The sequence below is a fragment of the Levilactobacillus senmaizukei DSM 21775 = NBRC 103853 genome (assembly GCF_001592085.1).
GTDB classification, from domain to species: Bacteria; Bacillota; Bacilli; order Lactobacillales; family Lactobacillaceae; genus Levilactobacillus; species Levilactobacillus senmaizukei.
The window spans coordinates 1-23556 of sequence record NZ_BCWD01000004.1 but is presented as its reverse complement, the minus strand read 5'-3'; the positions used below and the strand labels follow the sequence as shown (position 1 = coordinate 23556).

The 23556-nt window shown below is 48.2% G+C and carries 17 protein-coding genes, 8 tRNA genes and 1 riboswitch; of the genes, 1 reads left to right on the top strand and 24 read right to left on the bottom strand.

Features of this window, described 5'->3' with window-relative positions:
- Positions 1-17: 17 nt before the first annotated feature.
- The 17 genes from rpoC to LSE01S_RS02165 form a co-directional block, all read right to left on the bottom strand.
- Positions 18-3665 (bottom strand): DNA-directed RNA polymerase subunit beta', encoded by a 3648-nt coding sequence (gene rpoC, locus LSE01S_RS02245; protein ID WP_061776006.1) that lies wholly within the window; start codon positions 3663-3665, stop codon positions 18-20.
- A 21-nt stretch (positions 3666-3686) separates the two neighbouring features.
- The gene (gene rpoB, locus LSE01S_RS02240; protein WP_061776005.1) at positions 3687-7310 is read right to left on the bottom strand and encodes a DNA-directed RNA polymerase subunit beta; all 3624 of its coding nucleotides are present in this window, start codon (positions 7308-7310) and stop codon (positions 3687-3689) included.
- 228 nt (positions 7311-7538) lie between these two features.
- Entirely contained in the window at positions 7539-8144 is a 606-nt protein-coding gene (locus tag LSE01S_RS02235) for a TetR/AcrR family transcriptional regulator (RefSeq protein ID WP_061776004.1), read from the bottom strand.
- A gap of 136 nt (positions 8145-8280) precedes the next feature.
- Positions 8281-10770 carry an ATP-dependent Clp protease ATP-binding subunit gene (locus LSE01S_RS02230; protein ID WP_061776003.1) on the bottom strand — a complete coding sequence of 830 codons (2490 nt, stop codon included), beginning with the start codon at positions 10768-10770 and terminating at the stop codon, positions 8281-8283.
- An 18-nt stretch (positions 10771-10788) separates the two neighbouring features.
- Complete coding sequence (locus LSE01S_RS02225; protein ID WP_061776002.1) at positions 10789-11256, bottom strand: CtsR family transcriptional regulator; 468 nt, start codon at positions 11254-11256, stop codon at positions 10789-10791.
- A gap of 199 nt (positions 11257-11455) precedes the next feature.
- Positions 11456-11529, bottom strand: a tRNA-Pro gene (locus tag LSE01S_RS02220).
- Positions 11530-11564: 35 nt separating this feature from the next.
- Positions 11565-11638: transfer RNA gene (locus LSE01S_RS02215), tRNA-Pro, on the bottom strand.
- Positions 11639-11673: 35 nt separating this feature from the next.
- Positions 11674-11747, bottom strand: a tRNA-Arg gene (locus LSE01S_RS02210).
- A 20-nt stretch (positions 11748-11767) separates the two neighbouring features.
- Positions 11768-11853, bottom strand: a tRNA-Leu gene (locus LSE01S_RS02205).
- An 11-nt stretch (positions 11854-11864) separates the two neighbouring features.
- Positions 11865-11936: transfer RNA gene (locus LSE01S_RS02200), tRNA-Gly, on the bottom strand.
- A gap of 27 nt (positions 11937-11963) precedes the next feature.
- Positions 11964-12036: transfer RNA gene (locus LSE01S_RS02195), tRNA-Thr, on the bottom strand.
- 37 nt (positions 12037-12073) lie between these two features.
- A tRNA-Leu gene (locus LSE01S_RS02190) sits at positions 12074-12155 on the bottom strand.
- A gap of 36 nt (positions 12156-12191) precedes the next feature.
- Positions 12192-12264, bottom strand: a tRNA-Val gene (locus LSE01S_RS02185).
- 424 nt (positions 12265-12688) lie between these two features.
- A complete protein-coding gene (gene serS / locus LSE01S_RS02180; RefSeq protein WP_061776001.1) occupies positions 12689-13960 on the bottom strand; it encodes a serine--tRNA ligase in 1272 nt (423 codons plus the stop codon).
- 292 nt (positions 13961-14252) lie between these two features.
- Positions 14253-14885, bottom strand: coding sequence for a deoxynucleoside kinase (locus LSE01S_RS02175; protein ID WP_061776000.1), 633 nt, complete (start codon positions 14883-14885; stop codon positions 14253-14255).
- 224 nt (positions 14886-15109) lie between these two features.
- Positions 15110-16609: an amino acid permease gene (locus LSE01S_RS02170; RefSeq protein ID WP_420843285.1), complete on the bottom strand. Its 1500-nt coding sequence runs from the start codon at positions 16607-16609 to the stop codon at positions 15110-15112.
- Positions 16610-16727: 118 nt separating this feature from the next.
- Positions 16728-16907, bottom strand: a riboswitch (Lysine riboswitch).
- Positions 16908-16962: 55 nt separating this feature from the next.
- Positions 16963-17511, bottom strand: a complete 549-nt coding sequence (locus LSE01S_RS02165; RefSeq protein ID WP_061775999.1) for a GNAT family N-acetyltransferase — start codon at positions 17509-17511, stop codon at positions 16963-16965.
- An 86-nt stretch (positions 17512-17597) separates the two neighbouring features.
- On the opposite strand from LSE01S_RS02165, the gene LSE01S_RS02160 reads away from it, so the two are divergent.
- Complete coding sequence (locus LSE01S_RS02160) at positions 17598-18395, top strand: lp_1002 family arylesterase (protein WP_061775998.1); 798 nt, start codon at positions 17598-17600, stop codon at positions 18393-18395.
- A gap of 56 nt (positions 18396-18451) precedes the next feature.
- Here LSE01S_RS02160 and LSE01S_RS02155 read toward each other — a convergent pair whose 3' ends face one another.
- The 7 genes from LSE01S_RS02155 to LSE01S_RS02125 form a co-directional block, all read right to left on the bottom strand.
- Positions 18452-19120, bottom strand: a complete 669-nt coding sequence (locus LSE01S_RS02155) for a phosphatase PAP2 family protein (protein WP_061775997.1) — start codon at positions 19118-19120, stop codon at positions 18452-18454.
- Between the two features lie 113 nt (positions 19121-19233).
- Positions 19234-19683, bottom strand: coding sequence for a threonine/serine exporter family protein (locus tag LSE01S_RS02150; protein ID WP_061775996.1), 450 nt, complete (start codon positions 19681-19683; stop codon positions 19234-19236).
- 13 nt (positions 19684-19696) lie between these two features.
- Positions 19697-20449: a threonine/serine exporter family protein gene (locus LSE01S_RS02145; protein WP_061775995.1), complete on the bottom strand. Its 753-nt coding sequence runs from the start codon at positions 20447-20449 to the stop codon at positions 19697-19699.
- A gap of 61 nt (positions 20450-20510) precedes the next feature.
- Positions 20511-21158, bottom strand: a complete 648-nt coding sequence (locus LSE01S_RS02140) for a metal-dependent transcriptional regulator (RefSeq protein WP_061775994.1) — start codon at positions 21156-21158, stop codon at positions 20511-20513.
- 53 nt (positions 21159-21211) lie between these two features.
- The gene (locus LSE01S_RS02135; RefSeq protein ID WP_061775993.1) at positions 21212-22102 is read right to left on the bottom strand and encodes a cation diffusion facilitator family transporter; all 891 of its coding nucleotides are present in this window, start codon (positions 22100-22102) and stop codon (positions 21212-21214) included.
- Positions 22103-22288: 186 nt separating this feature from the next.
- Positions 22289-22858, bottom strand: coding sequence for a GNAT family N-acetyltransferase (locus LSE01S_RS02130; protein ID WP_061775992.1), 570 nt, complete (start codon positions 22856-22858; stop codon positions 22289-22291).
- A 204-nt stretch (positions 22859-23062) separates the two neighbouring features.
- A partial coding sequence (locus tag LSE01S_RS02125) for a GNAT family N-acetyltransferase (RefSeq protein ID WP_061775991.1) occupies positions 23063-23556 on the bottom strand: 494 nt, incomplete at its 5' end.

Genomic DNA, 23556 nt, shown 5'->3' with positions numbered 1-23556 from the left:
TTTAACCACGGTTGCGATTAAATTTGTGAATCTTCTTGCATTTGCTTCTCTAAGTCGCTGATGGAGTAAACGCCTTCGGTTGACGTACCGCCAACTTCTTTGGGCTTGATCTGACGGTAATCTGGCATCCCAGTCCCGGCAGGAATGATCTTCCCAATAATAACGTTTTCCTTCAAACCAACCAATGGGTCGTTCTTGCCCCGAATAGCAGCATCGGTCAAGACACGAGTTGTTTCTTGGAAGGATGCGGCTGATAAGAAACTGTTTGTTTCCAAGGCAGCCTTGGTAATCCCCAAGATAACAGGACGAGCGGTAGCAGCAATGCCACCATCGATCAACGTCTGGTAGTTTGCACGACGGAAGTCTTGAATATCCATCAAGGTACCAGGCAGAACGTCCGTATCGCCCGGATCCATGATCCGAACCTTACGTAACATTTGCCGAACCATGATTTCAACGTGCTTATCACTGATAGCAACACCTTGCATCCGGTAAACTCGTTGAACTTCACCCAAGATGTAAGTTTCAGTAGACAAGACATCGCGAACACGAAGAAGTTCCTTAGGATCGACAGACCCATAGTTCAAGGCAGCACCACGGTGGATAAAGTCACCTTCAGTGACCCGCATACGGGCCGTGATTGGTAACGTGTAACTCCGAGTGTCAGCCTCACCCTTAATGGTAACTTCCTTCGTCCGTTCAGCTGGGTTTTCTTCGATTGATTCAACCGTCCCAGTAACTTCAGTAATTTCAGCTTTACCTTTAGGGTTCCGAGATTCAAATAATTCTTGAACACGAGGAAGCCCTTGGGTAATATCTTCGTTCCCGGCAACACCACCGGTATGGAAGTTCCGCATGGTCAATTGGGTCCCTGGTTCACCGATAGATTGAGCGGCAACCGTACCAACGGCTTCACCAACTTCAACTTCGTCACCAGTAGCCATGTTCCGGCCGTAACAATGCTCACAAACACCGTGTTCCGTGTTGCAAGTAAAGGCGGAACGGATCGTGACTTCTTCAACACCAGCATCGACAATTTGTTGAGCAGTGTCTTCCACAATCATTTGGTTCTTAGAAACAATCACATCGCCAGTTTGTGGGTCAACCACCGACTTCTGCGTGTAACGGCCCAAGATCCGGTCGTAGAGTGGTTCAATCATTTCGTTACCATCGGTAATGGCCCGAATCGTCAAACCACGGTCAGTCCCACAATCCTTTTCACGAATGATAACGTCTTGGGCAACATCGACCAACCGCCGAGTCAAGTAACCTGAGTTGGCAGTCTTCAGCGCCGTATCGGTCATCCCTTTACGAGCACCGTGGGTCGAAATGAACATTTCCATAACCGTCAGTCCCTCACGGAAGTTAGACGTGATAGGCAGCTCCATGATGTCACCACTAGGAGCGGCCATCAAGCCACGCATCCCGGCAAGTTGCGTAAAGTTGGAAATGTTCCCCCGGGCACCAGAATCACTCATCATAAAGATTGGGTTCTGTTGCTCGAAGCTATGAATCAAGGCGTTTTGAATGTCGTCCTTGGCATCGTTCCAGATACCAATAACCCGTTCGTAACGTTCGTGGTCGGTAATCAGTCCACGACGGAATTGCTTCGTCACGGTCTTAACTTGCTTGTGGGCTTCGTCAATGATTTCTGGCTTTTCTTTCAAGTCAGTCACATCGGAAATCCCGACCGTCAAACCAGACTTCGTTGACTCGTTGTAACCTAGGTCCTTGATCCGGTCCAACAATTCTGAAGTAGCCGTAACCTTGTATTGTTGGTAAACGGCGGCGATGATATCACTCAAGAATCCCTTCTTGAATGGGCCAATCAACGTTGCATTTTGCAAGTAATCATGGATATCTTCACCAGCATCCAAGAAGTACTTGTCCGGAACGTAACCGTTCAAGTTCGTACTCGTTGGTTCGTTCAGGTATGGGAATGATTTTGGCAAAATGTTGTTGAAGATTAACTTTCCAACCGCCGTGACCATAATCTTACCACGTTGTTCATCGGTGAAAGGTTTGTCAGGCATTGAGGATACTTGAACCCCAACTCGTGAGTGCCAGTGAACTAAACCATTTCGGTAGGCCAGAACCGCTTCGTTGAGGTCGGTAAAGATCATGCCTTCCCCTTCACGAGCAGTTTCTTCCATCGTCAAGTAGTAGTTCCCGATAACCATATCTTGAGAAGGTGCAACCACGGGCTTACCACTGGCAGGCGCCAGGATATGGTGAGCGGCTAGCATCAGCAGACGGGCTTCAGCTTGGGCTTCGTCAGATAACGGAACGTGGATCGCCATTTGGTCCCCATCGAAATCGGCGTTGTAAGCTTCACAGGCTAATGGGTGAAGACGCATAGCTTTACCACTAACCAGAACGGGTTCAAACGCTTGAATCCCTAAACGGTGAAGCGTAGGGGCCCGGTTTAACAGAACTGGGTGTTCCTTGATGACATCTTCCAAAACGTTAAAGACATCGTCATCTTCACGGTCAATCTGGCGCTTGGCATTCTTGATGTTAGAAGCCAAACCACGAGCAACCAATTCCTTCATGATGAATGGCCGGAATAATTCCAAAGCCATTGGAACTGGCAAGCCCATTTGGTTGAACTTGAGGGAAGGACCAACGTCAATAACGGAACGACCAGAGTAGTCAACCCGCTTTCCTAACAAGTTTTGACGGAACCGACCTTGCTTCCCTTTCAACATGTGTGAAAGAGACTTCAAAGGACGGTTACCAGGACCAGCAACTGGACGGCCACGACGACCGTTATCGATCAAGGCGTCAACGGCTTCTTGTAACATCCGCTTTTCGTTTTGAACGATAATCCCAGGAGCATTTAAGTCCAACAAACGCTTCAACCGGCTGTTCCGGTTGATAACCCGCCGGTACAAGTCGTTCAGGTCAGACGTTGCAAAACGCCCACCTTCGAGTTGTACCATTGGTCGTAAATCAGGTGGAATAACCGGAATAGCATCCATAACCATCCATTCGGGACGGTTACCAGATGTAACGAAGGCTTCCAAGATGTCCAAACGACGAACAGCACGCGTCCGCTTTTGACCAGTAGCTTCCTTCAACTCTTCCTTTAATTCCGTGACCTCTTTATCTAAGTCTACGGCCATCAATAATTTCTTGATGGCTTCGGCACCCATTTCAGCCTTGAAGGCGTCACTACCGTATTCTACGAGCTTGTCACGGTAATCACGTTCGGAAAGTAATTGCTTCCTTTCGAGTGGCGTGTTACCAGGATCTAAGACGACGTAGGATGCAAAGTAAATGATTTCTTCCAAAGCCCGTGGGCTCATATCAAGAACCAAGCCCATCCGGCTTGGGATTCCCTTAAAGTACCAGATGTGAGTTACTGGAGCAGCCAATTCGATATGGCCCATCCGTTCACGACGAACCTTAGAACGGGTAACTTCAACCCCACAACGGTCACAAACGACACCCTTGTAACGGATCCGCTTGTACTTACCACAAGCACATTCCCAGTCCTTAGTAGGACCAAAGATCCGCTCGTCGAACAGCCCATCTTTTTCAGGCTTCAACGTCCGGTAGTTGATGGTTTCGGGCTTCTTGACTTCGCCGTAAGACCAACTACGGATCTTATCTGGTGAAGCAAGCCCGATCTGCATGCTTTCGAACTTATTGACATCGACCAAAGAAGCGACCTCCCTTATTAATTAGTCTTGTGTGTTCGGTTGACTTTCGTTTTTAACTGGCTTTGCTGCTGCGGCGCTATCATCAGTCTGAGCTTGCGCTTCACGTTGCTCTTCCTGTTGTTGAGCATACTTACTCAAAGCATCCACGTTAACAACATCGTCATCATCGTCATCCATATCGCGGAGTTCGATTTCTTCTTTATTACCATTTAAGACCTTCATGTCCAGACCTAAGGATTGTAATTCCTTAACCAAGACACGGAAGGATTCTGGAACACCAGGCTTTGGAATTGGATCGCCCTTAACGATGGCTTCGTAGGTCTTAACCCGACCAACCACGTCATCAGACTTGTACGTTAAGATTTCTTGTAGCGTATAAGCGGCACCGTAAGCTTCCAAGGCCCAGACTTCCATTTCACCAAACCGTTGGCCACCAAATTGTGCTTTCCCACCGAGGGGTTGTTGGGTAACCAATGAGTAAGGTCCAATTGAACGGGCATGCATCTTGTCGTCAACCATGTGGGCCAACTTCAAGTAGTTCATGACACCAACCGCAACTCGCTTGTCGAATGGTTCACCAGTCCGGCCATCGTAAAGAACCGTCTTGGCATCTGAAGCCATCCCAGCTTCCTTAACAGCGTCCCAGATGTCAGTATCTTGGGCACCATCAAAGACTGGTGTTGCCATGTGAATACCTAACTTACGTGCAGCCATCCCCAAGTGGAGTTCGAGCACTTGCCCGATGTTCATCCGGGAAGGCACACCCATTGGGCTCAGCATGATGTCGATTGGCGTCCCGTCTGGCATGTATGGCATATCTTCTTCAGGGATCACAACGGAAACCGTCCCCTTGTTACCATGCCGCCCGGACATCTTGTCACCAACTTGGAGCTTACGCTTTTGAGCAATATAAACTCGAACCATCATGTTAACACCAGGAGAAAGTTCATCACCGTTTTCACGTGTGAAGATCTTAACGTCCTGGATAATCCCGCCACCACCGTGTGGAACCTTCAGGGAAGTATCCCGCACTTCACGGGCCTTTTCACCAAAGATAGCATGGAGTAAACGTTCTTCAGCAGATAATTCCGTAACTCCCTTAGGCGTTACCTTACCCACTAAGATGTCGCCGTCTTGAACTTCGGCACCAATCCGGATAATTCCGTCTTCGTCCAAGTTCTTCAAGGCGTCTTCCCCAACGTTAGGGATTTCACGCGTCATTTCTTCAGGCCCTAACTTCGTGTCACGTGCTTCAGATTCATATTCTTCAATATGAATGGACGTGTAGACATCGTCACGAACCAAACGTTCGTTAATGGCGATGGCATCTTCGAAGTTATAACCTTGCCAAGTCATGAAGGCAACCAATGGGTTTTGACCTAAGGCCAATTCACCATTTTCCATTGAAGGACCATCAGCCAAGACCTCATCGTTATCGACGTGGTCGCCAACCTTAACGATTGGACGTTGGTTGTAGTTCTTACCACCGTTAGAACGGCGGAACTTCATCAGCTTGTAAGTGTCTAAAGCACCGTCTTCACGACGAACCCGAATTTCACGAGCATCGACGTATTCAACGGAACCTTCGTGTTGACTGATCAAAGCGACCCCAGAGTCATGGGCAGCCTTGTATTCAATCCCAGTCCCGATTAATGGGGCGTGTGGGTCCAACAAAGGCACGGCTTGACGTTGCATGTTCGCACCCATCAAGGCCCGGTTGGAGTCGTCGTTTTCCAAGAAAGGAATACATGCAGTGGCCACGGCAACAACTTGCTTAGGCGAAACGTCCATGTAGTCAATTCGGTCAGCGCTGGTTTCAATGTTATCAGCTTCAGCACGGGCCATGATGGTGTCGGTTGCAAATGAACCGTCATCGTTCAATGGCGTGTTGGCTTGAGCAACAACATAGTTATCTTCTTCATCAGCCGTCAGGTAATCGATCTTGTCGGTAACCTTGTGGGTATCCCATGAAACACGACGGTATGGCGTTTCAATGAAACCATACTTGTTAACCCGGGCGTAACTGGAAAGACTGTTAATCAAACCAATGTTAGGACCTTCAGGCGTTTCAATGGGGCACATCCGACCGTAGTGGGTGTAGTGAACGTCCCGGACTTCATAACCGGCCCGGTCACGAGTCAAACCACCAGGCCCAAGGGCAGATAACCGACGCTTATGCGTTAATTCACCCAATGGGTTGGTTTGATCCATGAATTGTGACAGTTGTGAAGAACCAAAGAATTCCTTGATTGAGGCAACCACTGGTCGAATGTTAATCAGTTGTTGTGGCGTTACCGTCGCAGCATCCTGAATGGACATCCGTTCACGTACAACCCGTTCCATCCGAGATAACCCGATCCGGAATTGGTTTTGCAGAAGTTCACCCACGGAACGAATCCGCCGGTTACCCAAGTGGTCAATGTCATCGGTATTGCCAATGCCAATTTGTAAATCAAAGAAGTAGTTCATGGAAGCGATGATGTCGGCTGGGCGAATGTGCTTCAGCTTGATATCAATATTACCGTTCCCAATCACTGGGACTTCTTGTTCAGGATCGTCAGGTGATTCAACCTTAATGATTTGTAACTTCAAGGGTTCCGTTACAACGGCTTCATCGGAAGGTTGGAAAGTCACCATCTTGAAGTCTTCTTGGTCCAGGTATGGTGCCAAGGTCTTCATAACATCCTTGTCAACGACCGTTCCCTTTTGCGCAATAACTTCACCAGTATCTGGGTCAGCTAAGGTTTCCGCCAAGGTCAGGCCTAACAGACGCGTCTTCAGGCTCAACTTCTTGTTAGTCTTGTAACGACCAACTGGGGCCATGTCGTAGCGCTTGGGATCAAAGAACCGAGCAGTCAACAGACTCCGTGAAGAGTCGGCCGTCTTAGGTTCACCTGGACGTAGGCGTTCGTAGATGTCCTTCAAAGATTCTTCGACCCGGGAGTCATCGGTATTCTTGTGAATATCCTTTTCCAAGGTTTGGGAAAGACTTTCGTTATCCCCTAAGATATCTAAGATTTCATCGTCGGAACCAAACCCTAATGCCCGAACTAATTCGGTCATTGGGATCTTACGAGTCCGGTCAATCCGAACATAAGAAACGTTCTTAGCATCGGTTTCGAATTCCAGCCAAGCCCCACGGTTAGGAATAACCGTTGCGCCAAAGACCGTCCGACCGTTTTTATCAGTATCTTCATTAAAGTAAACCCCTGGTGACCGGACTAATTGAGAAACAATTACCCGTTCTGCCCCGTTAATGATAAAGGTCCCTTGGGCCGTCATCAGTGGGAAGTCACCAAAGAAAACATCTTGCGATTTAATTTCGCCCGTTTCATGGTTCGTCAAGCGTAGAGTCACATGCAGTGGTGCTGAATAGTTTGCATCGTGCTCACGGGCTTCATCGACCGTGTATTTGGGTTCTAGTAGTTGATAATCAACGAATTCTAACGAAAGGTTTCCTTGAAAATCTTCGATTGGCATGATGTCGTCGAACATGTCGCGTAAACCTTCATCGAGGAACCAGTTGTAGGAATTGGTTTGAATCTCGATCAAGTTAGGTAAGTCAAGAACTTCCTTGATCCGCGAATAGCTCCGGCGTGTACGGTGTTTCCCGTATTTAACTAAGTGTCCTGCCAAGTTGTTCACCTCTCCTATTTATTCTGTGACTGGCTAAAAACTCAATGTTACAATTCGATTACAAATTGCACAAATTCCGAATTTTTAGCAAAAAAAATCCAAAAACAAACAAGTTGTTTGCTTTTGGCATCTTATAACGGTTGCGGCGGACAATAGATCGTCGCGGCCAATTTCAGTTCACAGTTGCATACGAATAATATAGTACTAAATTACCAAGCCAAAGTCAATAGGGACGACCTACTTTTCTACGGCTACGCCAAACAAAATTAGCCGAACCAATGCTAGCGTCTGTTCATGCTGATCGGCATCTGCCGGTCCCACATGGTGAAACGTATTGAACAATGGACTCAAGCTGGTCAGATAAAAGGCAGCTGCGTCCTTGGCCGGCAGCCCCTCTCGCAGTGACATAACCGGAAGCTCGAAGACCTTTTGAAGCGGTAATAAGTAGTCCTGCATGAAGACCTGCCCCAAGGCATGTTGATTCTCGGGCTTCAAATACTTGAAACTCCCATGAATTACCGTGAAAACATCTCGTGGATGTGCGGTCGTCAGGACCTCAGTAACCGTCGTCAGGGCCGCTACCGGGTCAGACACGTCAGAAGCTTTAATTTGCTTGACCGCCGCGTTAATTCCCTCACGAACCGTGGCCCCGACCTGCTTAATCACCTCAAGATAAATGATCTCTTTATCACTGAAGTGGTGATACAAAGCCGGTTGAGTAATGCCGACTTCTTTGGCAATATCTCGAGTCGAGGTTCCTTGATACCCTTGTGCCAAGAATTGCCGACTGGCCGCGTCCAAAATGGCCGCATGAGTCTGAGATAGTTGTTCTTCACGCTTCATAGTTGCCGTCCTTTCAAACTGTTTGTAAATTAAGTTTACCATAGTCGTTTATCGCCAGCTAGACCACTGCTTAGATCTTTACTGAAAACACAAAAAACGAGTCCGATTTAGTCCGGACTCGTTGCATTATTGATTATTAGTGACTCGCAACCGTTTCGGGTTCCTTGGCGTTCTTCACACTAATCGTGATTTCACCCTTAGAAGCCCCAACCGTGACAAAGTCATTGGCCTTAACATGTCCGCCAAGCATTTCTTCACTCAGCTTATCTTCAACCTGCGTTTGCAAAGCCCGACGAATTGGTCGTGCCCCATATTCAGGATCGAAGCCCGCCTTTGCAACGACATCGATGGCTGCTGGCGTAATCTTCAAGTGAATATCTTGGTCGGCAACTCGCGTGACAATGTCCTTAGCCATTAACTTCACAATTTCATGAAGTTCATCCTTCTTCAAGGAATGGAAGATGACCGTTTCATCAATCCGGTTCAAGAATTCAGGCCGGAAGGATTGCTTCAAGGTCTCTCGGATCGTGGCAGCCATTGCCCGGTAACTGTTAGCCAGGTCTTCGGCACCAAACCCAACCGTCTTTTCATCTCTGAGCTTCGTGGCCCCCAGGTTCGATGTCATGATGAGGATGGTATTTCTGAAGTCCACCTTGCGACCCTTGGAGTCGGTTAGGTAGCCATCGTCCAAGACTTGTAACAGAATGTTGAAGACATCTGGATGGGCCTTTTCAACTTCGTCAAAGAGCACAACCGAGTAAGGCTTGTTACGAACCTTTTCGGTCAATTGGCCCCCTTCTTCGTAGCCCACATAACCGGGAGCGGACCCAATCAGACGACTAGTGGAGTATTTTTCCATATATTCACTCATGTCTACCCGGATCATGTTGTCTTCAGACCCAAACATGGCTTCGGCCAAAGCCTTAGCTAATTCGGTCTTCCCAACCCCAGTCGGTCCTAGGAACATGAATGAACCAATTGGACGGTTCGGATCCTTCAGACCCGACCGTGCCCGACGAATAGCTCGGGAAACCGCGGAAACGGCCTCTTCTTGGCCAATAACTCGTTGATGCAGAATCTTTTCCAGGTTAACCAGACGGTCCGCATCCGTTTGCTTCAATTGCGTTAAAGGTACACCGGTCCATTCAGCCACAACTTCGGCCACATCTTCACCCGTGACGTCCATCGTGTAATGATGGTTAGGTTCCTTCTCGGCTGCAGCCGCTTGGCGAGCCTTCCGTGCTTCAATCTTGTCCCGTAACTTCATTTCTTCCGTACGCAATTGCGCCGCACGTTCGAAATCTTGGGAATCAATGGCCGCTTCCTTAGCCGCAGCCAATTGGTCGAGCTCATCACTTTGCTTGGAGGCCGCCGTTGGCTTGTCCATTTGGTCAATCCGCACCTTCGCAGACGCTTCATCCATCAGGTCAATTGCCTTGTCCGGCAGATACCGTTCACTAATGTAGCGAGCGGACAACTTAACGGCCTGGTTCAATGCGTCATCGGTAATGTTGACGTGATGATGGTCTTCATACCGTGACCGCAAGCCTTTCAAAATTTCCAAGGCTTCATCTGGTGTTGGTTCATCAACTTGGACCGTCGCAAACCGCCGTTCTAACGCTGCGTCAGATTCAATATACTTTTGATATTCATCCAAAGTCGTTGCCCCAATGGTTTGGAGTTCTCCCCGCGCCAAGGCTGGCTTCAAGATGTTCGAAGCATCAATTGCCCCTTCGGCACCACCGGCACCGATTAAGGTGTGCAGTTCATCGATGAAGAGAATGACGTGACCATCGTTGTAAATTTCTTCGATAACCTTCTTCAACCGGTCTTCGAATTCACCACGATACTTCGTCCCAGCAACCAAGGAACCCATATCGAGCATCATTAGCCGCTTGTTCTGCATATCTTCCGGCACATCACCATTCACAATACGTTGGGCTAAGCCTTCCGCAATGGCCGTTTTCCCAACCCCTGGTTCACCAATTAACACAGGATTGTTCTTGGTCCGCCGACTCAGAATTTGAATGACCCGCTTGACTTCCTTGTCACGTCCCACCGTTGGGTCCATCCGACCTTCCTTAGCGGCATCCGTCAGATTACGGGCTAAGGAATCCAGGGTTGGGGTACCACCCGCAGCAGCTCGCCGTGAACGAGGGTCGTTACGGCGCTTGGGTGTATCGGAAATCCCCAGCTTACGAAGAACCACTTTACGAGCATCGGTCAATTCAACATTTAAGTTCTTTAAAATCCGTGAAGACAGTACGGTTTCATCACTTAGTAAAGCCAACAATAGGTGTTCCGTGCCAATCTTAGTGGCACCCAATCTTTTGGCCTCATCACCAGCTAAGGCTAACATGGACTTAGCCTTAGGCGAATAAGGGAGATAACTATCCTTGGTCGTTCCAGTCAATGTTCCGTAACCGGTAAACCGTTCGATTTCCTCCCGCACATCATCATCACTAACTGAAAATTGCTGCAAGACTTTATTGGCGATGCCATTTTCTTCAATGGTGAGGGCTAGCAGTAAATGTTCCGTGCCGACCGCTTGGTGCTTGAAATACTTTGCCTGTTCCTGTGCCAGTTCGAGGACATTCTTGGCGCTAGGCGTAAATAAGTTATCCATCTGCAACTCCTCACTTTCTTAGCTCTCGTAACGAAGATGATTCAAAATTGAAATCAAGATCTGCGCTCTTAAGCGTTCATCAACTTCTACATTACCGGTATTAATGGCTGTCTTATCAATGGCCGCCAGAATAATATTACTCTCGCGGCGATTAATAGCCCCGGCTTCAAACAAGCTTCGAATAACCGCCAGTCCATCGTGACGCGTAATTTGGTCACCAACTGCCGTTACCAGTGAATCGATAAAGTCTAAATTGTCTAGAAGTTTAACTTTTTCGATTCTAATATATCCGCCACCACCACGCTTACTTTCCACAACGTAACCGTCTTGAATCGTAAAGCGGGTCTTAATCACATAGTTAATCTGTGAAGGTACGACGTTAAACTGGTTAGCAATTTCTGCCCGGCGAATTTCGACTTGCTGAGAATCAGCCAAAATCTGCTTCAGGTAAGACTCAATAATATCCGAAATATTTTGATTTTCCATTATCGTCCCCCCTTCAGTCCAGTTTCTTGACTAATGTTGACTAATATTATACGAACTTCCCAAAAAATTGCAACGGATTAGGTTGCGAACGCTTGAGAAGGTCCGGTTAACTATCATAACAAAAAAAATACCGTCCTCCAAACGATAAGTAAGGAGAAACGGTATATCTGAATTTGTCTGTCAAATAAGGATTAAAAAATCGGGAAGACAAGATTTGAACTTGCGACCCCCACGTCCCGAACGTGGTGCTCTACCAAGCTGAGCTACTTCCCGAAATAGCTAATCACCGATCACTGACAGATCAGTAATCGGGAAGACAGGATTCGAACCTGCGACCCCCTGGTCCCAAACCAGGTGCTCTACCAAGCTGAGCTACTTCCCGAAATAATTGCCCATAGAAACTATAAGCAACAAAAATGCACCCAGTAGGAGTCGAACCTACAACCTTCTGATTCGTAGTCAGACACTCTATCCAGTTGCGCTATGGGTGCATAATTATTATTAAATTAAATGCCGAGGACCGGGATCGAACCGGTACGGTCATCACTGACCGCAGGATTTTAAGTCCTGTGCGTCTGCCAATTCCGCCACCCCGGCAAAAGGGCAAAAGCGGAAGACGGGATTCGAACCCGCGACCCCCACCATGGCAAGGTGATGTTCTACCACTGAACTACTTCCGCAAATTGGCTATTTGGTTATTGGAACCATGCCGACTAGAGGATTCGAACCTCCGACCTCCTCATTACTAGTGAGATGCTCTGCCAACTGAGCTAAGTCGGCAAAATATACTTTGAATATATTTTGCAATATTCGATTATGCAGGTGAAGGGACTCGAACCCCCACGTCATAAGACACTAGAACCTAAATCTAGCGCGTCTGCCAGTTCCGCCACACCTGCAACTTGGCGAACTAACGCCAGGGACCTGGGTCCCAATGGAGGATACAGGGCTCGAACCTGTGACCCTCTGCTTGTAAGGCAGACGCTCTCCCAACTGAGCTAATCCTCCATAAACTTCCGTGCGTTGCCGTAACACCGCTCGAAACAACTATTATAATTTACCATGCTGAGAAAAAGTTGTCAACTAGTTTTTTTGAATATCTTGAATAAATATCCGTGAACTGAATAACTACTCTTTCAGCAACATTTAATATTGTAGCGTACCTTTTCCAAAATTGCTAGGCCTTTTTAAAAAAAAGTTTGTTAAATCAGTTTTTTAGGCTCCTTATTCCCGGTTCAGTGAAAAAAGTGTGGGGTGGCCGACGCTTAACCGGAGAGCCTGCTGGCATTAGCCGATTAATCCTGGTTTGGAACGGCTGAGTGATCAGTTTTATGCGGGGCCAGCTGGGTGACAACACCCGTTTCGACGATATAACCGAGCATACAAATAGAGCCTGGGTGGTTAGCCCAGACTCCTTAGAAAATTCATTTAATTATTTGGTAATCTTGGTGACGCCGCCCATGTATGGCACTAAGACATCGGGAATCGTGACTGAACCATCGGCATTTTGGTAATTTTCCAGAATGGCAGCCACAGCCCGACCAACGGCTAACCCGGACCCATTCAACGCGTGAACGTATTGTAGCTTACCGTTCTCGTCACGATATTGAATATGTGCCCGCCGTGCTTGGAAGTCGGTGGTGTTCGAACAACTGGAAATCTCCCGGTACGTGTTTTGTTCTGGGAACCAAACCTCGAGGTCATGCGTCATAGCGGCCGTAAAGCTCATGTCACTGGTCGTCAGCGTAATCACATGGTAAGCCAGCCCAAGCTTCTGTAACAAGCTCTCAGCGTGCTTAGTCAAGGCCTCTAACTCATCCCATGAATTTTCTGGTTTACAGAACTTCACCATTTCAACCTTGTTAAATTGATGTAACCGAATCAGTCCACGAGTATCCCGACCGGCACTTCCGGCTTCGGAACGAAAGGCTGGCGTCAAAGCGGTGAACCAGACTGGCAACTTTTCTTCCGGAATGACTTCGTCACGGTAGTAGTTCACCAATGGCACTTCGGCCGTTGGGATCAGGGTCATGGGTTCATCCTTCAATTGATAAACGTCTTCCTTAAACTTAGGAAATTGCCCGGTTCCATACATGGAGTCGTCGTTGACAATGTATGGTGGCAAGACTTCCGTGAAGCCGGCCTTGGTGTTTTCATCCAAGAAGAAGTTGTAGACGGCCCGTTCCAAGCGAGCGCCCAGCCCGAGATAGTACAGATAACGACTGCCAGAAACCTTAGCACCCGCTTCGAAATCCAAGATGCCCAGGTCCTCACCTAATTCATAGTGGGCCTTAGGGGTAAAGTCCAAATTAGGCTTCTCGCCCCACTGGCGAATCTCAACACTACCGTCTTCCGTCAAGCCAACCGGAACGTTGTCATTAGGAATGTTAGGCAAGTGAGCCGCCGCGTCGTGAACCTTCTCCTTCAAGGTATCTAGCTGGGCGTCAATGTCCTTGATGTCGGCGCTAACCTGCCGCATTTCAGTAATCTTGTCGTCAGCATTTTCTTTATGCCGTTTCAACTGAGAAATTTCATCCGACACCGTGTTGCGCTGAGCCTTCATGGTTTCACTCTTAACAATTAATTCCCGTCGCTTGGCATCTAAGCCCAGCAGATCATCGATATCCTGTGGGTCGACCCCGCGAGTCGCTAACTTTTCCTTAATGAAATCTGGTTCTTGACGAATCAACTTTAAATCTAACATGGTTTATTCCCCTTTCAACTAGTCGGATGGATCCAAAAAAGGCCTACGTCACATGGGACGAAGACCTTCGCGGTACCACCCAAGTTCGTGCCTGGACCACCCAGTCACACCCTTGAACATGATAACGGTTTGCACCGTGTGGCATTACCCACCCACGTTTGTCAGTACTGGAATTTTCGACGTCGCGGTTCACAGCTCCCCCGCTTCTCTGTCCGTCTACTTAGTTAGGTACCACTCGTGTTTATTAATTGTGCCTATCATACCGCAGTTAACAAATTGTGACAACCGTTAACTAAAGCGTGGCAATCTTTTCATCAATTAAGTGTAAGACCTCTTGACGCGCTGTGGAATCTTCAACGAAGTCTAACTTGTCCCCATCGATCTGCATCTTTGGTGACTTGTCATATTCGTCGTACCACTTAACGTAGCGTTGATCCAGTTTTTGATAGTATTCATACAAACTTGGGTCGTGATCGACCTGTTCGTATGAACGCCCGCGCTTCTTGATTCGTTCTAACATTGTATCGAAAGAAATGTTGATGTGGATTAAGAGATCCGGATTCTTCTTATGAACGGCATCCGGAAGTTCTTGCATCATGTTAGCCAGGAGAGAGTCGTAGATATCGACTTCAGTCGAAGTTGCCCGACCAAGGTCGGCGTTCAAATGGAAGAGTAACGAATCTTCGAAGATTGAACGGTCAAGGACACTTTCGTCATCCGCGTTAGCGGCCTTAATATTGTCCAGTCGTTTGTTCAAAAAGTAGATCTGCAATAAGAAAGCATACTTTTGCGGATTTTGGTAGAAGAGCGGCAGGATTTTGTTATCATCCACCGATTCATAAAAGGCTGGTTTGTGTAAGTGGTCGGCCAACAAGTTCGTAAGACTTGTTTTGCCAGCGCCAATGGTTCCGGATAGTACAAGCATGCAATCTCTCCTTTATTTACTGAAACACCGAGATCTTCTCGGTCAAAATTTCAACACCACATATTGTACCAACCTGACCAGCAAAAGACAATATGTCGTGGGGGATTTCTCCTCAGCAGTTTGTCGCTTCTGGCCATTGCTCGACACACAAACGGCGACCAGCCAAGTTTCCTCGACCAGTCGCCGCCCTATTATTTATTTAAAATCGCCCACACAATTTTAGTTTAATCGTTTGACGCATGTTCCTTTAACGTTCCGTCTTTATGAACGGGCGAAACATCAACTTCATCTAAGGGTATCAACTTGGTATGCTTCTTAATCTTGTACCCGATATAGAGCACCAAAACTAATGGCACACTGATGTAGGTAACCAAGACCTGCTCCCATTGACCGGTGAAGAATGATTGTGGGTCTTGCCCAACGATCACAGCGATACAGAGAACTAAGGCCAAGATTGGTCCAATTGGGAACCACTTTGCGTGATAAGCCAATTCAGATAATTTATGTCCTTGCTTGATGAATGCCCGACGGAACCGGAAATGTGACAAGGCAATCCCGAACCAAGCAATGAACCCCGTTAAGCCACTAGCAGCCACTAGCCACATGTAAATCTTAGGACCGGCAATACTGCTGACGAAGGTCAAGGCCGCCACGATGGTCGTTGCAAACAATGCTGGATATGGAATCCCGTTATGCCCTGTCCGTTCAAAGAACTTAGGTGCATAACCTTCCTTTGATAAGGAGTACAGCATCCGGGTGGAAGCGTACATCCCTGAATTGGCCGCTGAGATAACCGACGTCAAGATAACGGCGTTCATGACACTAGCGGCAGCGGCTAACCCGGCCCGTCTGAAGACTAACGTAAATGGACTAATGGCAACGTCGCTGGCAGAAGAACCTAATAAGTCAGGACTCGTGTAAGGTAATACGGCGGCAATCACAAAGATAGCTAAAATGTAAAATAAAATAATCCGCCAGAAGACTTGGTTAATGGCCTTGGGCACACTGTGTTGTGGGTCTTGAGACTCACCGGCAGTGATCCCGACTAATTCAGTCCCTTGGAACGAGAACCCAGCCACCACGAAGACACTTAAGATCGCGGGGAATCCGCCAACGAATGGGGCCTTCTTGTACGTGAAGTTCTCTAACCCGGTGGCATGACCACCCATGATCCCCAGAATGGTCATCAATCCAACCGCCAAGAAGACAAAGATAGTGACAACCTTGATCAGTGACATCCAGAACTCGGTCTCCCCAAAGGCTTGAACGGAGAGTGCGTTAATTGTGAAGACCACAACCAGCGCAATCAAGCTCCAAATCCAACCGGGAACGCCAGGTAACCAGAACTTCATAACCAATGCAGCGGTTGAAATATCAACAGCCACCGTAATGGCCCAGTTAAACCAATAGTTCCATCCCATTGCAAACCCTAAAGCCGGATCAACGTACTTGGCTGAGTATGCAGCGAAAGAACCTGAAATCGGCATGTTGGTAGCCATTTCACCCAGACTAGTCATCAGGAAGTAAACCATGAGCCCCATGCCGATGTAAGCAACGAGTGCCCCACCAGGCCCGGCGCTTGAAATAGCCGACCCACTAGCAACGAATAATCCAGTCCCGATACAGCCACCTAACGCAATCATCGATACGTGTCGCGTCTTGAGTCCCCGCTTAACCTGATCTGAGGCCTCGCTGGTTGTTGCGTTTGACATGCTTTGTTCCATAAAATGTTTCCTCCTTCTTATTTAGAAGGACCTTCTCGAAACGACCCGAAGAACTAAAAAATCTCCTCCACAAATTGCTTTGCGAAAGAGATTGGAAAATTCATTATTCCAAGTCAATATCGTTGAAAGCGCCCCGCAACCTATTTGGCTGCGACAGTCCCTGATCTGTTGAACCAGGGCCCAACCTGGAAGTTAGGTAGTCACTTCCAAGTTTCGGCGATCGCCCCTTTTACTTTCCCGCCTCGGTGATACCCACCTTGGGAAAGCGACTGATGTTGACCGCACCTCTTCTATTCGATACCTAGTAGTATACCATCCACCCGAAACATTGCAACATTAAATTGCGATTAGAGTTAATTTTTTTGCTGCTTGGTCAGGTCTAGTCGCAACAAAGCCTGTTGTACCAGTCCAGAACTCGCTTCGTTCATTGGCAGTAAATGTTCGTTGATCGTTTGGAAAGCTAATTTTTCTAATACTCGGCGTGACCGATCGTTGTCAACTCGGCAGGTGGCCCAGAAGGTCGTCGTCGCTTGATCACCATCATTCGCCACCCGTTGCAGACAGCCCGCAATCGCTTCCGGCATCAGTCCTTGACCCCAATACGCCGGATCCAATAAAAATCCGAGGTCATACGAGGCGGTATCGATATTCTCGGGATCAAAATGTTCATAGAAAATTAAAGTTCCCACTAGTTGATTGGTCTGCTTGGCAACCAAACCAAAGGCAAAGCGGTTTTCCCGGTCGGCCTTAAACCAATCGGTCGTCCGAGCCGCGGATGCTTGCAGTGGTAATCCAGCCGGTACGGCCACCGTTGGATCAGCCACCAACCGCTGATATACGCTCAAGTCTCCCACTGTTAACGGCCGCAAGACCAACCGTTCAGTTTCAATGACAACATTCATGCCCAGTCATCCCTTTCCCGCCGCAGTCTTATCTGCGGTACAATACTTTATAGGTTCATCATGACTTATTTTGGGAGGTTTCGCAATTGGAAATAATCACAAAAAAACTAGCCGCAGACTCGTCCGCCTACCTCAAGGGCTATCTACGGGCCAACGAGACGCATAAGGCCTACCCGGCCATCATCATTGTGCCGGGAGGCTCCTATACTCACATTCCCGAACAACAGGCCGAGGACCTCGCCATGGCCTGGTTTTCCCAAGGGTACCAAGCCTTCTATCTACGCTACAGCTTTGTCGGCGAAGTGACCCCGTTACTACCGACACCCATGATTGAATTAGCTAAGAGTATGGCGTTGCTGAAAGCCAATGCCGCCGACTGGCAGCTCAACGACCGGCAGATTGCCGTTGCTGGTTTTTCGGTGGGCGGCCATATCGCTGCCCTCTTCAACGACCGTTGGGCCCAACCGGCATTCAACCAATCGGCCGGAACCACCCCGGATCAGATTAAGCCCCAGGCAGTTATTCTAGGTTACCCCGTCATCACCCCGGCCGCCGGGTTTCCTAACGACCTGCAGGTCCTAGCCGACTGGACCAATGATCCCGCGACCATTGCCGCCGATCAGTTGGTGACCGACGACAACGTCCCAACCTTCATTTGGGGCACCAGTGCCGATCCGCTGGTACCCGTTCAGAATGCCTTAGCTTACGCACAAGCCTCTTTGGCCCATCAGGTCGATACGGACCTGCATTTATTCCATCATGGCCCCCACGGCCTGGCATTGGCCAATGACGTGACCGCCTGGAAAACTGGCACGGCCTTACCCCACGTCGCTCATTGGCTCAGTCTCGCTCACGAATGGCTGAAAGAATTGCCCGAAGCATAACCAACGAAAATAAAAACACGCCTGACCACTAATCGTCGTGGTCAGGCGTGTTTGCGTTAAATTTCAGAATGTTTGAGTAACGGCCAGTGTTGCATCGCCGGTGCCAATCGGATGTAAAGGCCCTCAGTAAACTGCAACCACAAGTAGCCTAGCATCACAGCCCCCAAGGTATCCGTTGGGAAGTGAGCGTTCAGGTAAACCCGCGAAATCATCACCAGGGCCATCCAGAACAACAGGATAAGCCGGAGTAACCAGGCTTGCCAGGTATGCATCAACATCGGAACCAAGATTAACCAGATCATCGCCACCAGTAAGAAGGTACCGAAGACGTGGCCACTTGGAAAGCTATAGCCGTCATCGATTGCCAAATGACTCGATGGTCGCGCACGCTTGACCACGTGTTTAACCAAGGTGGCCAGTACATCCCCGCCACCCAAGGTTGCTAAGCACCACAGCGCGGGAATCTTAAACTTGAAGCCCCACAACAAGAACCCCAGCACGAGCACCCAGATAATGGCTAACTTAGGCTCCGCTAAGATGGTCACCCCGCGGTAAAGCAAGGTCTTCCAACCTGGCTGGTTCTTCTGAATCACATCAACGATTGACGAATCAATGAACTCCGCGAAGGCGTTCGACGTCTTTATGTAAAAAGCTACGATCAAGAAAAGAATGGTTGTCAGACCAAACTTCCAAGGCCGGTCCCGATCCCGATTAAATAACATCATTATCTTCTATTTTCCTTTCGTCATACCCGATTCTGGGAAACCCCTAAAAACGAGTATACCATCCTGCCTAAATATTTCTAGAATTCCAGGCAGTATTAAGAATTTCATAAACGCTAACGCCGTTGCTGCCAGAAACGTTGTTGGACTCGATTAACCAATTCAGACAGCAAAAAGCCAAAAGCAATCGAGCCAGCAATCATAATGACCTGAATCAGATAGGTAAAGGCCACCGTGTTTTGACCCAGGGCAAAGTTCTTAATCATTTGATACGCTTGACCCCCGGGTACTAACGGCACCAGTGCTGGAATGTTAAACAGAATCATCGGCATTCGTTTCATGCGGGCAAACTGCAGGGAGGCCACACCAATGGCCATGGCTCCCAACAGATTGCCAACGACATAACCACCACCGCCAAGAACCGTAAAGCGATAGATCAAGTAACCCAGTAACCCAATCAGGCCACCGGTATTTAAAGCCTTGCGGGGAATGTTGACCAGGATCCCAAAGGCAACTGTCGCGGTATAAGTCCCAATGGACTCAATTAAAAATTCCGTAATCGTCATTATTAAGCCCCTCTCACAAGAATTGTAGGACCATGGCGATCCCGAAACCGATAGCCGCAGCACTCACCAACGCTTCAATTCCCCGGGCCGGTCCACTCACCAGGTTTCCGGCCAACACATCGCGAACCGAGTTGGTTAATGGCACCCCGGGAACCAGCGGCATCACGCCACCAATGATAATATCATCGACACTATTCCCCAAACCGTAGTGCACCCCGACCAACGCTAGAATGCCAATCGTGGCGGACGCAGCGAATTCGGATAAGAAACGAATCTGAATAAATTTGTTCAGAACATAGTACACCCACCAACCCAGCATCCCAATCACACAAGTAATCCAGAAGTCGGGCAGGTTATGACGAAAAACGACTTCCAACGGCCCACTGACCAGCGCAGCGGCAAATAGCTGCAGCCAAAATGGAAAGTATTTGGTCTCACTGTCCAAATGGTCTAACCGATTGGCAAACTGCTGTAGGCTAATCTTCTTCACCGCAAACTGCCGAGACAGGTCGTTAACCACGGAGACCTTCTCCAGGTCAAAAATACGTTTTTTGATGGGCTCGATCTGTGCCCCCAACTCACCATTAAGGGCCATTAAAATCCCGGTGATCGTGACAAACACCTGGCTACCTTCGACACCGGCATTCTTGGCGATTCGAATCATGGTATCCTCCACCCGTTCGATTTCCGAGCCATTTTCCAGCATAATCCGACCAGCCGTCAGCGCCGTGTGTAAGATTAGTTGATCATGTTCCTCTCGATTCATCCCGTTATCCCTCAATCTTTCAAAAAGTAACCACGACGATCAACGGTCGTGGCAAACGAAACTATTTAACAAAGATGTAGTGTGCCGCCTTATAACTCACAATTAACTCGGCATCGTCCGTTAAGTTCTTGACGGTCACGGGGCCTTCAAACGGATCGTGCTTCAAGACCTTCAGTTGGTCGCCAATATCCAATTGTAAATCCCCCAGATAAGTTAGGAGATCATGATTATCGATGAACCGGTCCACCGTGACCACCGTGCCATCCTTGGCTTCATTTAACACCGTATGGCTGTCTTCATGATAGTGGCCCAAACGGTCCGGAATCACTCCGCCGTGGGGACAGTGTGTGGGATTGCCCAGCATATCATCCAGGGAATCAATCAACCGCGGACTCGTCACATGTTCGAGGACCTCGGCCTCATCGTGAACGTCGGGTAAATCATAACCCAACTTTTCCACTAGAAAATCCTCCCAGATCCGGTGCTTACGAACTAGATCCTCGGCGAGACGAATCCCCTTGTTCGTTAGCGAAATGCCGGCATAGGGGGTGTGTTCAACCAAGCCCTCCGTGGCCATCTTATTTACCATTTCGGTCACCGAACCCGCGGCAATATTCAAACTGATGGCAATCTGTTTGTTAGAGACTTTCTTTTGTTTGCCACCCAGCTCAAAAATAATTTTTAAATAATCCTCCTTCATCGGAGTCATGACGCATTCACCTCATTATAAATTCACTGGTCCAATGATACGACCAAATTGTTCTAGTGCCAATCGTTTTGTTGATAAAATAAATCTTCGTTTTCACCACGATGACACTCTGCCTGAATCGTCACGTGACAAACCCCATACTTCTCACTTAAAACCTGTTCAATTTGCCGATAGATTGGTTCAATCTCACTCAAACGCCGATCGTCCATATTCACATGCACCGAAAATACCAGGTTATGTTCGTCGATTAACCAAGCATGTAGGTGATGGACGCCATCAACCCCAGGAATCTGGCAAAGGTCACGAACAATCCCATCGTAATCAAGTTTGGGAGCCGCCTCCATCAGAATAGAAAATGTTTGCCGAACGATCGGTAACGATTCATAACTGATGTAGATCGCCACCAGAATCGTAATCAACGGGTCCACCCAGCCAATCTGCCAAATCGTAATCAAGACGGCCCCCAGGATAACCCCTAGCGAGGCCAAAGCATCACTCATAAGGTGGAGATAGGTGGCCCGAATATTTAAATTGTGTTGGGCCCCATGATTCAACAACAAAGTCGAAACCAAGTTGGCCGCAAAACTGACCACGGCCACCACCAACATGATGTCACCTTTGATGGGCTCCGGATGCAGTAGCCGCCAAATGGCTTCAACGACCAGGGCCAGTGAGATAACAATCAACACGCCCGCGTTCAATAAGGCGGTTAAGATTTCGATCCGTCGATAGCCGTAAGTCTTAGAAGCCGTCTGTTGGCGACAACCAATCCGATTGGCAACAAAGCTCAGAACCACCGAACAGGCATCCCCTAAATTATGAAAGGCATCTGAGAGTAATGACAGACTACCGGACAGTAACCCGCCGACTAACTCAAATACCGTAATCACCACGTTCAAAATCGTTACTAAGAAAAACCGACTCCCCGTTAAACGATCTTGCACCGTCCACGCCCCCTATCAATTCAAGTTCATTATGGCAGAGTTTAGGGTGAATGAAAAGACTGTTTTAGGGTTGGTTAGAAGTTTCGTTAGTCAGTTATGGTAACCCGGCCCCCATTGGCGCAAACGACAAAAAAATCGGCTCCCACTGGGAACCGATCGCATGAGTTTAAATGTCGCTGGTTAGTTTTATTGAGCAGCCTCGGTTTGAACAATGTGTTCTGGCTTGATGTTAGCCGTGAGCTTTTCGTAAGCGAAATTCTTCACGCCATAAACATCGGCCCGCTTCAAGGTTACCTTACCAGTAGCGGTGAACCCATTTTTCATGATAATGTGCTGCATAGCTGTATTCTTCTCATTAGTATCGATCCGAATACTTTCAATCGTCGGCATTGTGTCAACCCGATCGAAAATTTCTTGGAAGAGTTTGCTGGTCAAGCCCTTGCCACGATGTGCTCTAGATACGGAAACCCGGTGTACGGCCACATAGGTCGCATCCTTAGTCAACCATTGTCCATCAATTTCTGCATACGTCGCGTCAGGTCCAGGAATAACCGCACACGTCCCCAGCAGTTCACCCGTTTCTTCGTCAACGTTGACGACGGTCCAACCATTCTTGATATCTTTGATCAGGTCATCTTGATGAGGATAAGTCTTCTGCCACTGATCGATTCCTTGAGCCGCTAAATGATCACGACCATCAGCAATCAATGATTCAATGTGTGGTAAGTCTTCCATAGTAGCTTTACGTAACCGCATATCTAACACCATCCTTTATAGCTAGTAAATCACTCGCTTTTTTTCATCTTAACGTTTTTACAACAAAAAAACAATACTGTTGTGCCTCCTCAAAATTGGAAGGGTTAACCTTCCCTAGGAGCCATGCAGTATTGTCGAATTTTTATTTCTATTGGTTTGGCTTAATTGAACCCGTCGTTATCGTTCCCGAAATGACGTTTTCTACTATTGAATAGCTTCGATCTGAACCTTGTGTTCGGCCTTAATGTTGGCGGTCAAACGTTCGTAGGCAAAATCCCTGACGTTGTCCAAATCCATCCCTAACAACTTAACCATGCCGGTCTCGGTGAAACCGTTCTTTTTGATAATGTGTTGCATAGCCTGGTTGTCCGGATGCGTATCGATCCGAATGGCCTCGATATCCTGGGTCCGATCAATCTGCTCGAAGACGCGCTGGAATAATTCGCCGGCTAAGCCACGACCGTGATGGTGACTAGACACGGCCACCCGATGAATCGCCAGATAAGGGGCATCTTTGGTTAACCACTGACCATCGATCTGTTTGTAACTCACGTCTTCGCCCGGAATCACCGCAGCGGTTCCTAAGATTTCGTTGTCTTCTTCTAAGACAACCGTGAATCCTTGGTGAATATCGTCAACAAGAACCGATGTCCCAGGGTAACTGCCCTGCCATTGGTCGATGTTCTGGTCGGCCAATA

Coding starts and splice junctions, on each gene's coding strand:
- LSE01S_RS02235 (WP_061776004.1), bottom strand. CDS start 8,144: ATGAAGCGTGAAGAACAACTATCTCAGACTCATGCGGCCATTTTGGAC.
- LSE01S_RS02145 (WP_061775995.1), bottom strand. CDS start 20,449: ATGAATCGAGAGGAACATGATCAACTAATCTTACACACGGCGCTGACG.
- serS (WP_061776001.1), bottom strand. CDS start 13,960: ATGTTAGATTTAAAGTTGATTCGTCAAGAACCAGATTTCATTAAGGAA.
- LSE01S_RS02150 (WP_061775996.1), bottom strand. CDS start 19,683: ATGACGATTACGGAATTTTTAATTGAGTCCATTGGGACTTATACCGCG.
- LSE01S_RS02165 (WP_061775999.1), bottom strand. CDS start 17,511: ATGAATGTTGTCATTGAAACTGAACGGTTGGTCTTGCGGCCGTTAACA.
- LSE01S_RS02225 (WP_061776002.1), bottom strand. CDS start 11,256: ATGGAAAATCAAAATATTTCGGATATTATTGAGTCTTACCTGAAGCAG.
- LSE01S_RS02175 (WP_061776000.1), bottom strand. CDS start 14,885: ATGCTTGTACTATCCGGAACCATTGGCGCTGGCAAAACAAGTCTTACG.
- LSE01S_RS02155 (WP_061775997.1), bottom strand. CDS start 19,120: ATGATGTTATTTAATCGGGATCGGGACCGGCCTTGGAAGTTTGGTCTG.
- LSE01S_RS02140 (WP_061775994.1), bottom strand. CDS start 21,158: ATGACTCCGATGAAGGAGGATTATTTAAAAATTATTTTTGAGCTGGGT.
- LSE01S_RS02130 (WP_061775992.1), bottom strand. CDS start 22,858: ATGCGGTTACGTAAAGCTACTATGGAAGACTTACCACACATTGAATCA.
- LSE01S_RS02230 (WP_061776003.1), bottom strand. CDS start 10,770: ATGGATAACTTATTTACGCCTAGCGCCAAGAATGTCCTCGAACTGGCA.
- LSE01S_RS02170 (WP_420843285.1), bottom strand. CDS start 16,609: ATGGAACAAAGCATGTCAAACGCAACAACCAGCGAGGCCTCAGATCAG.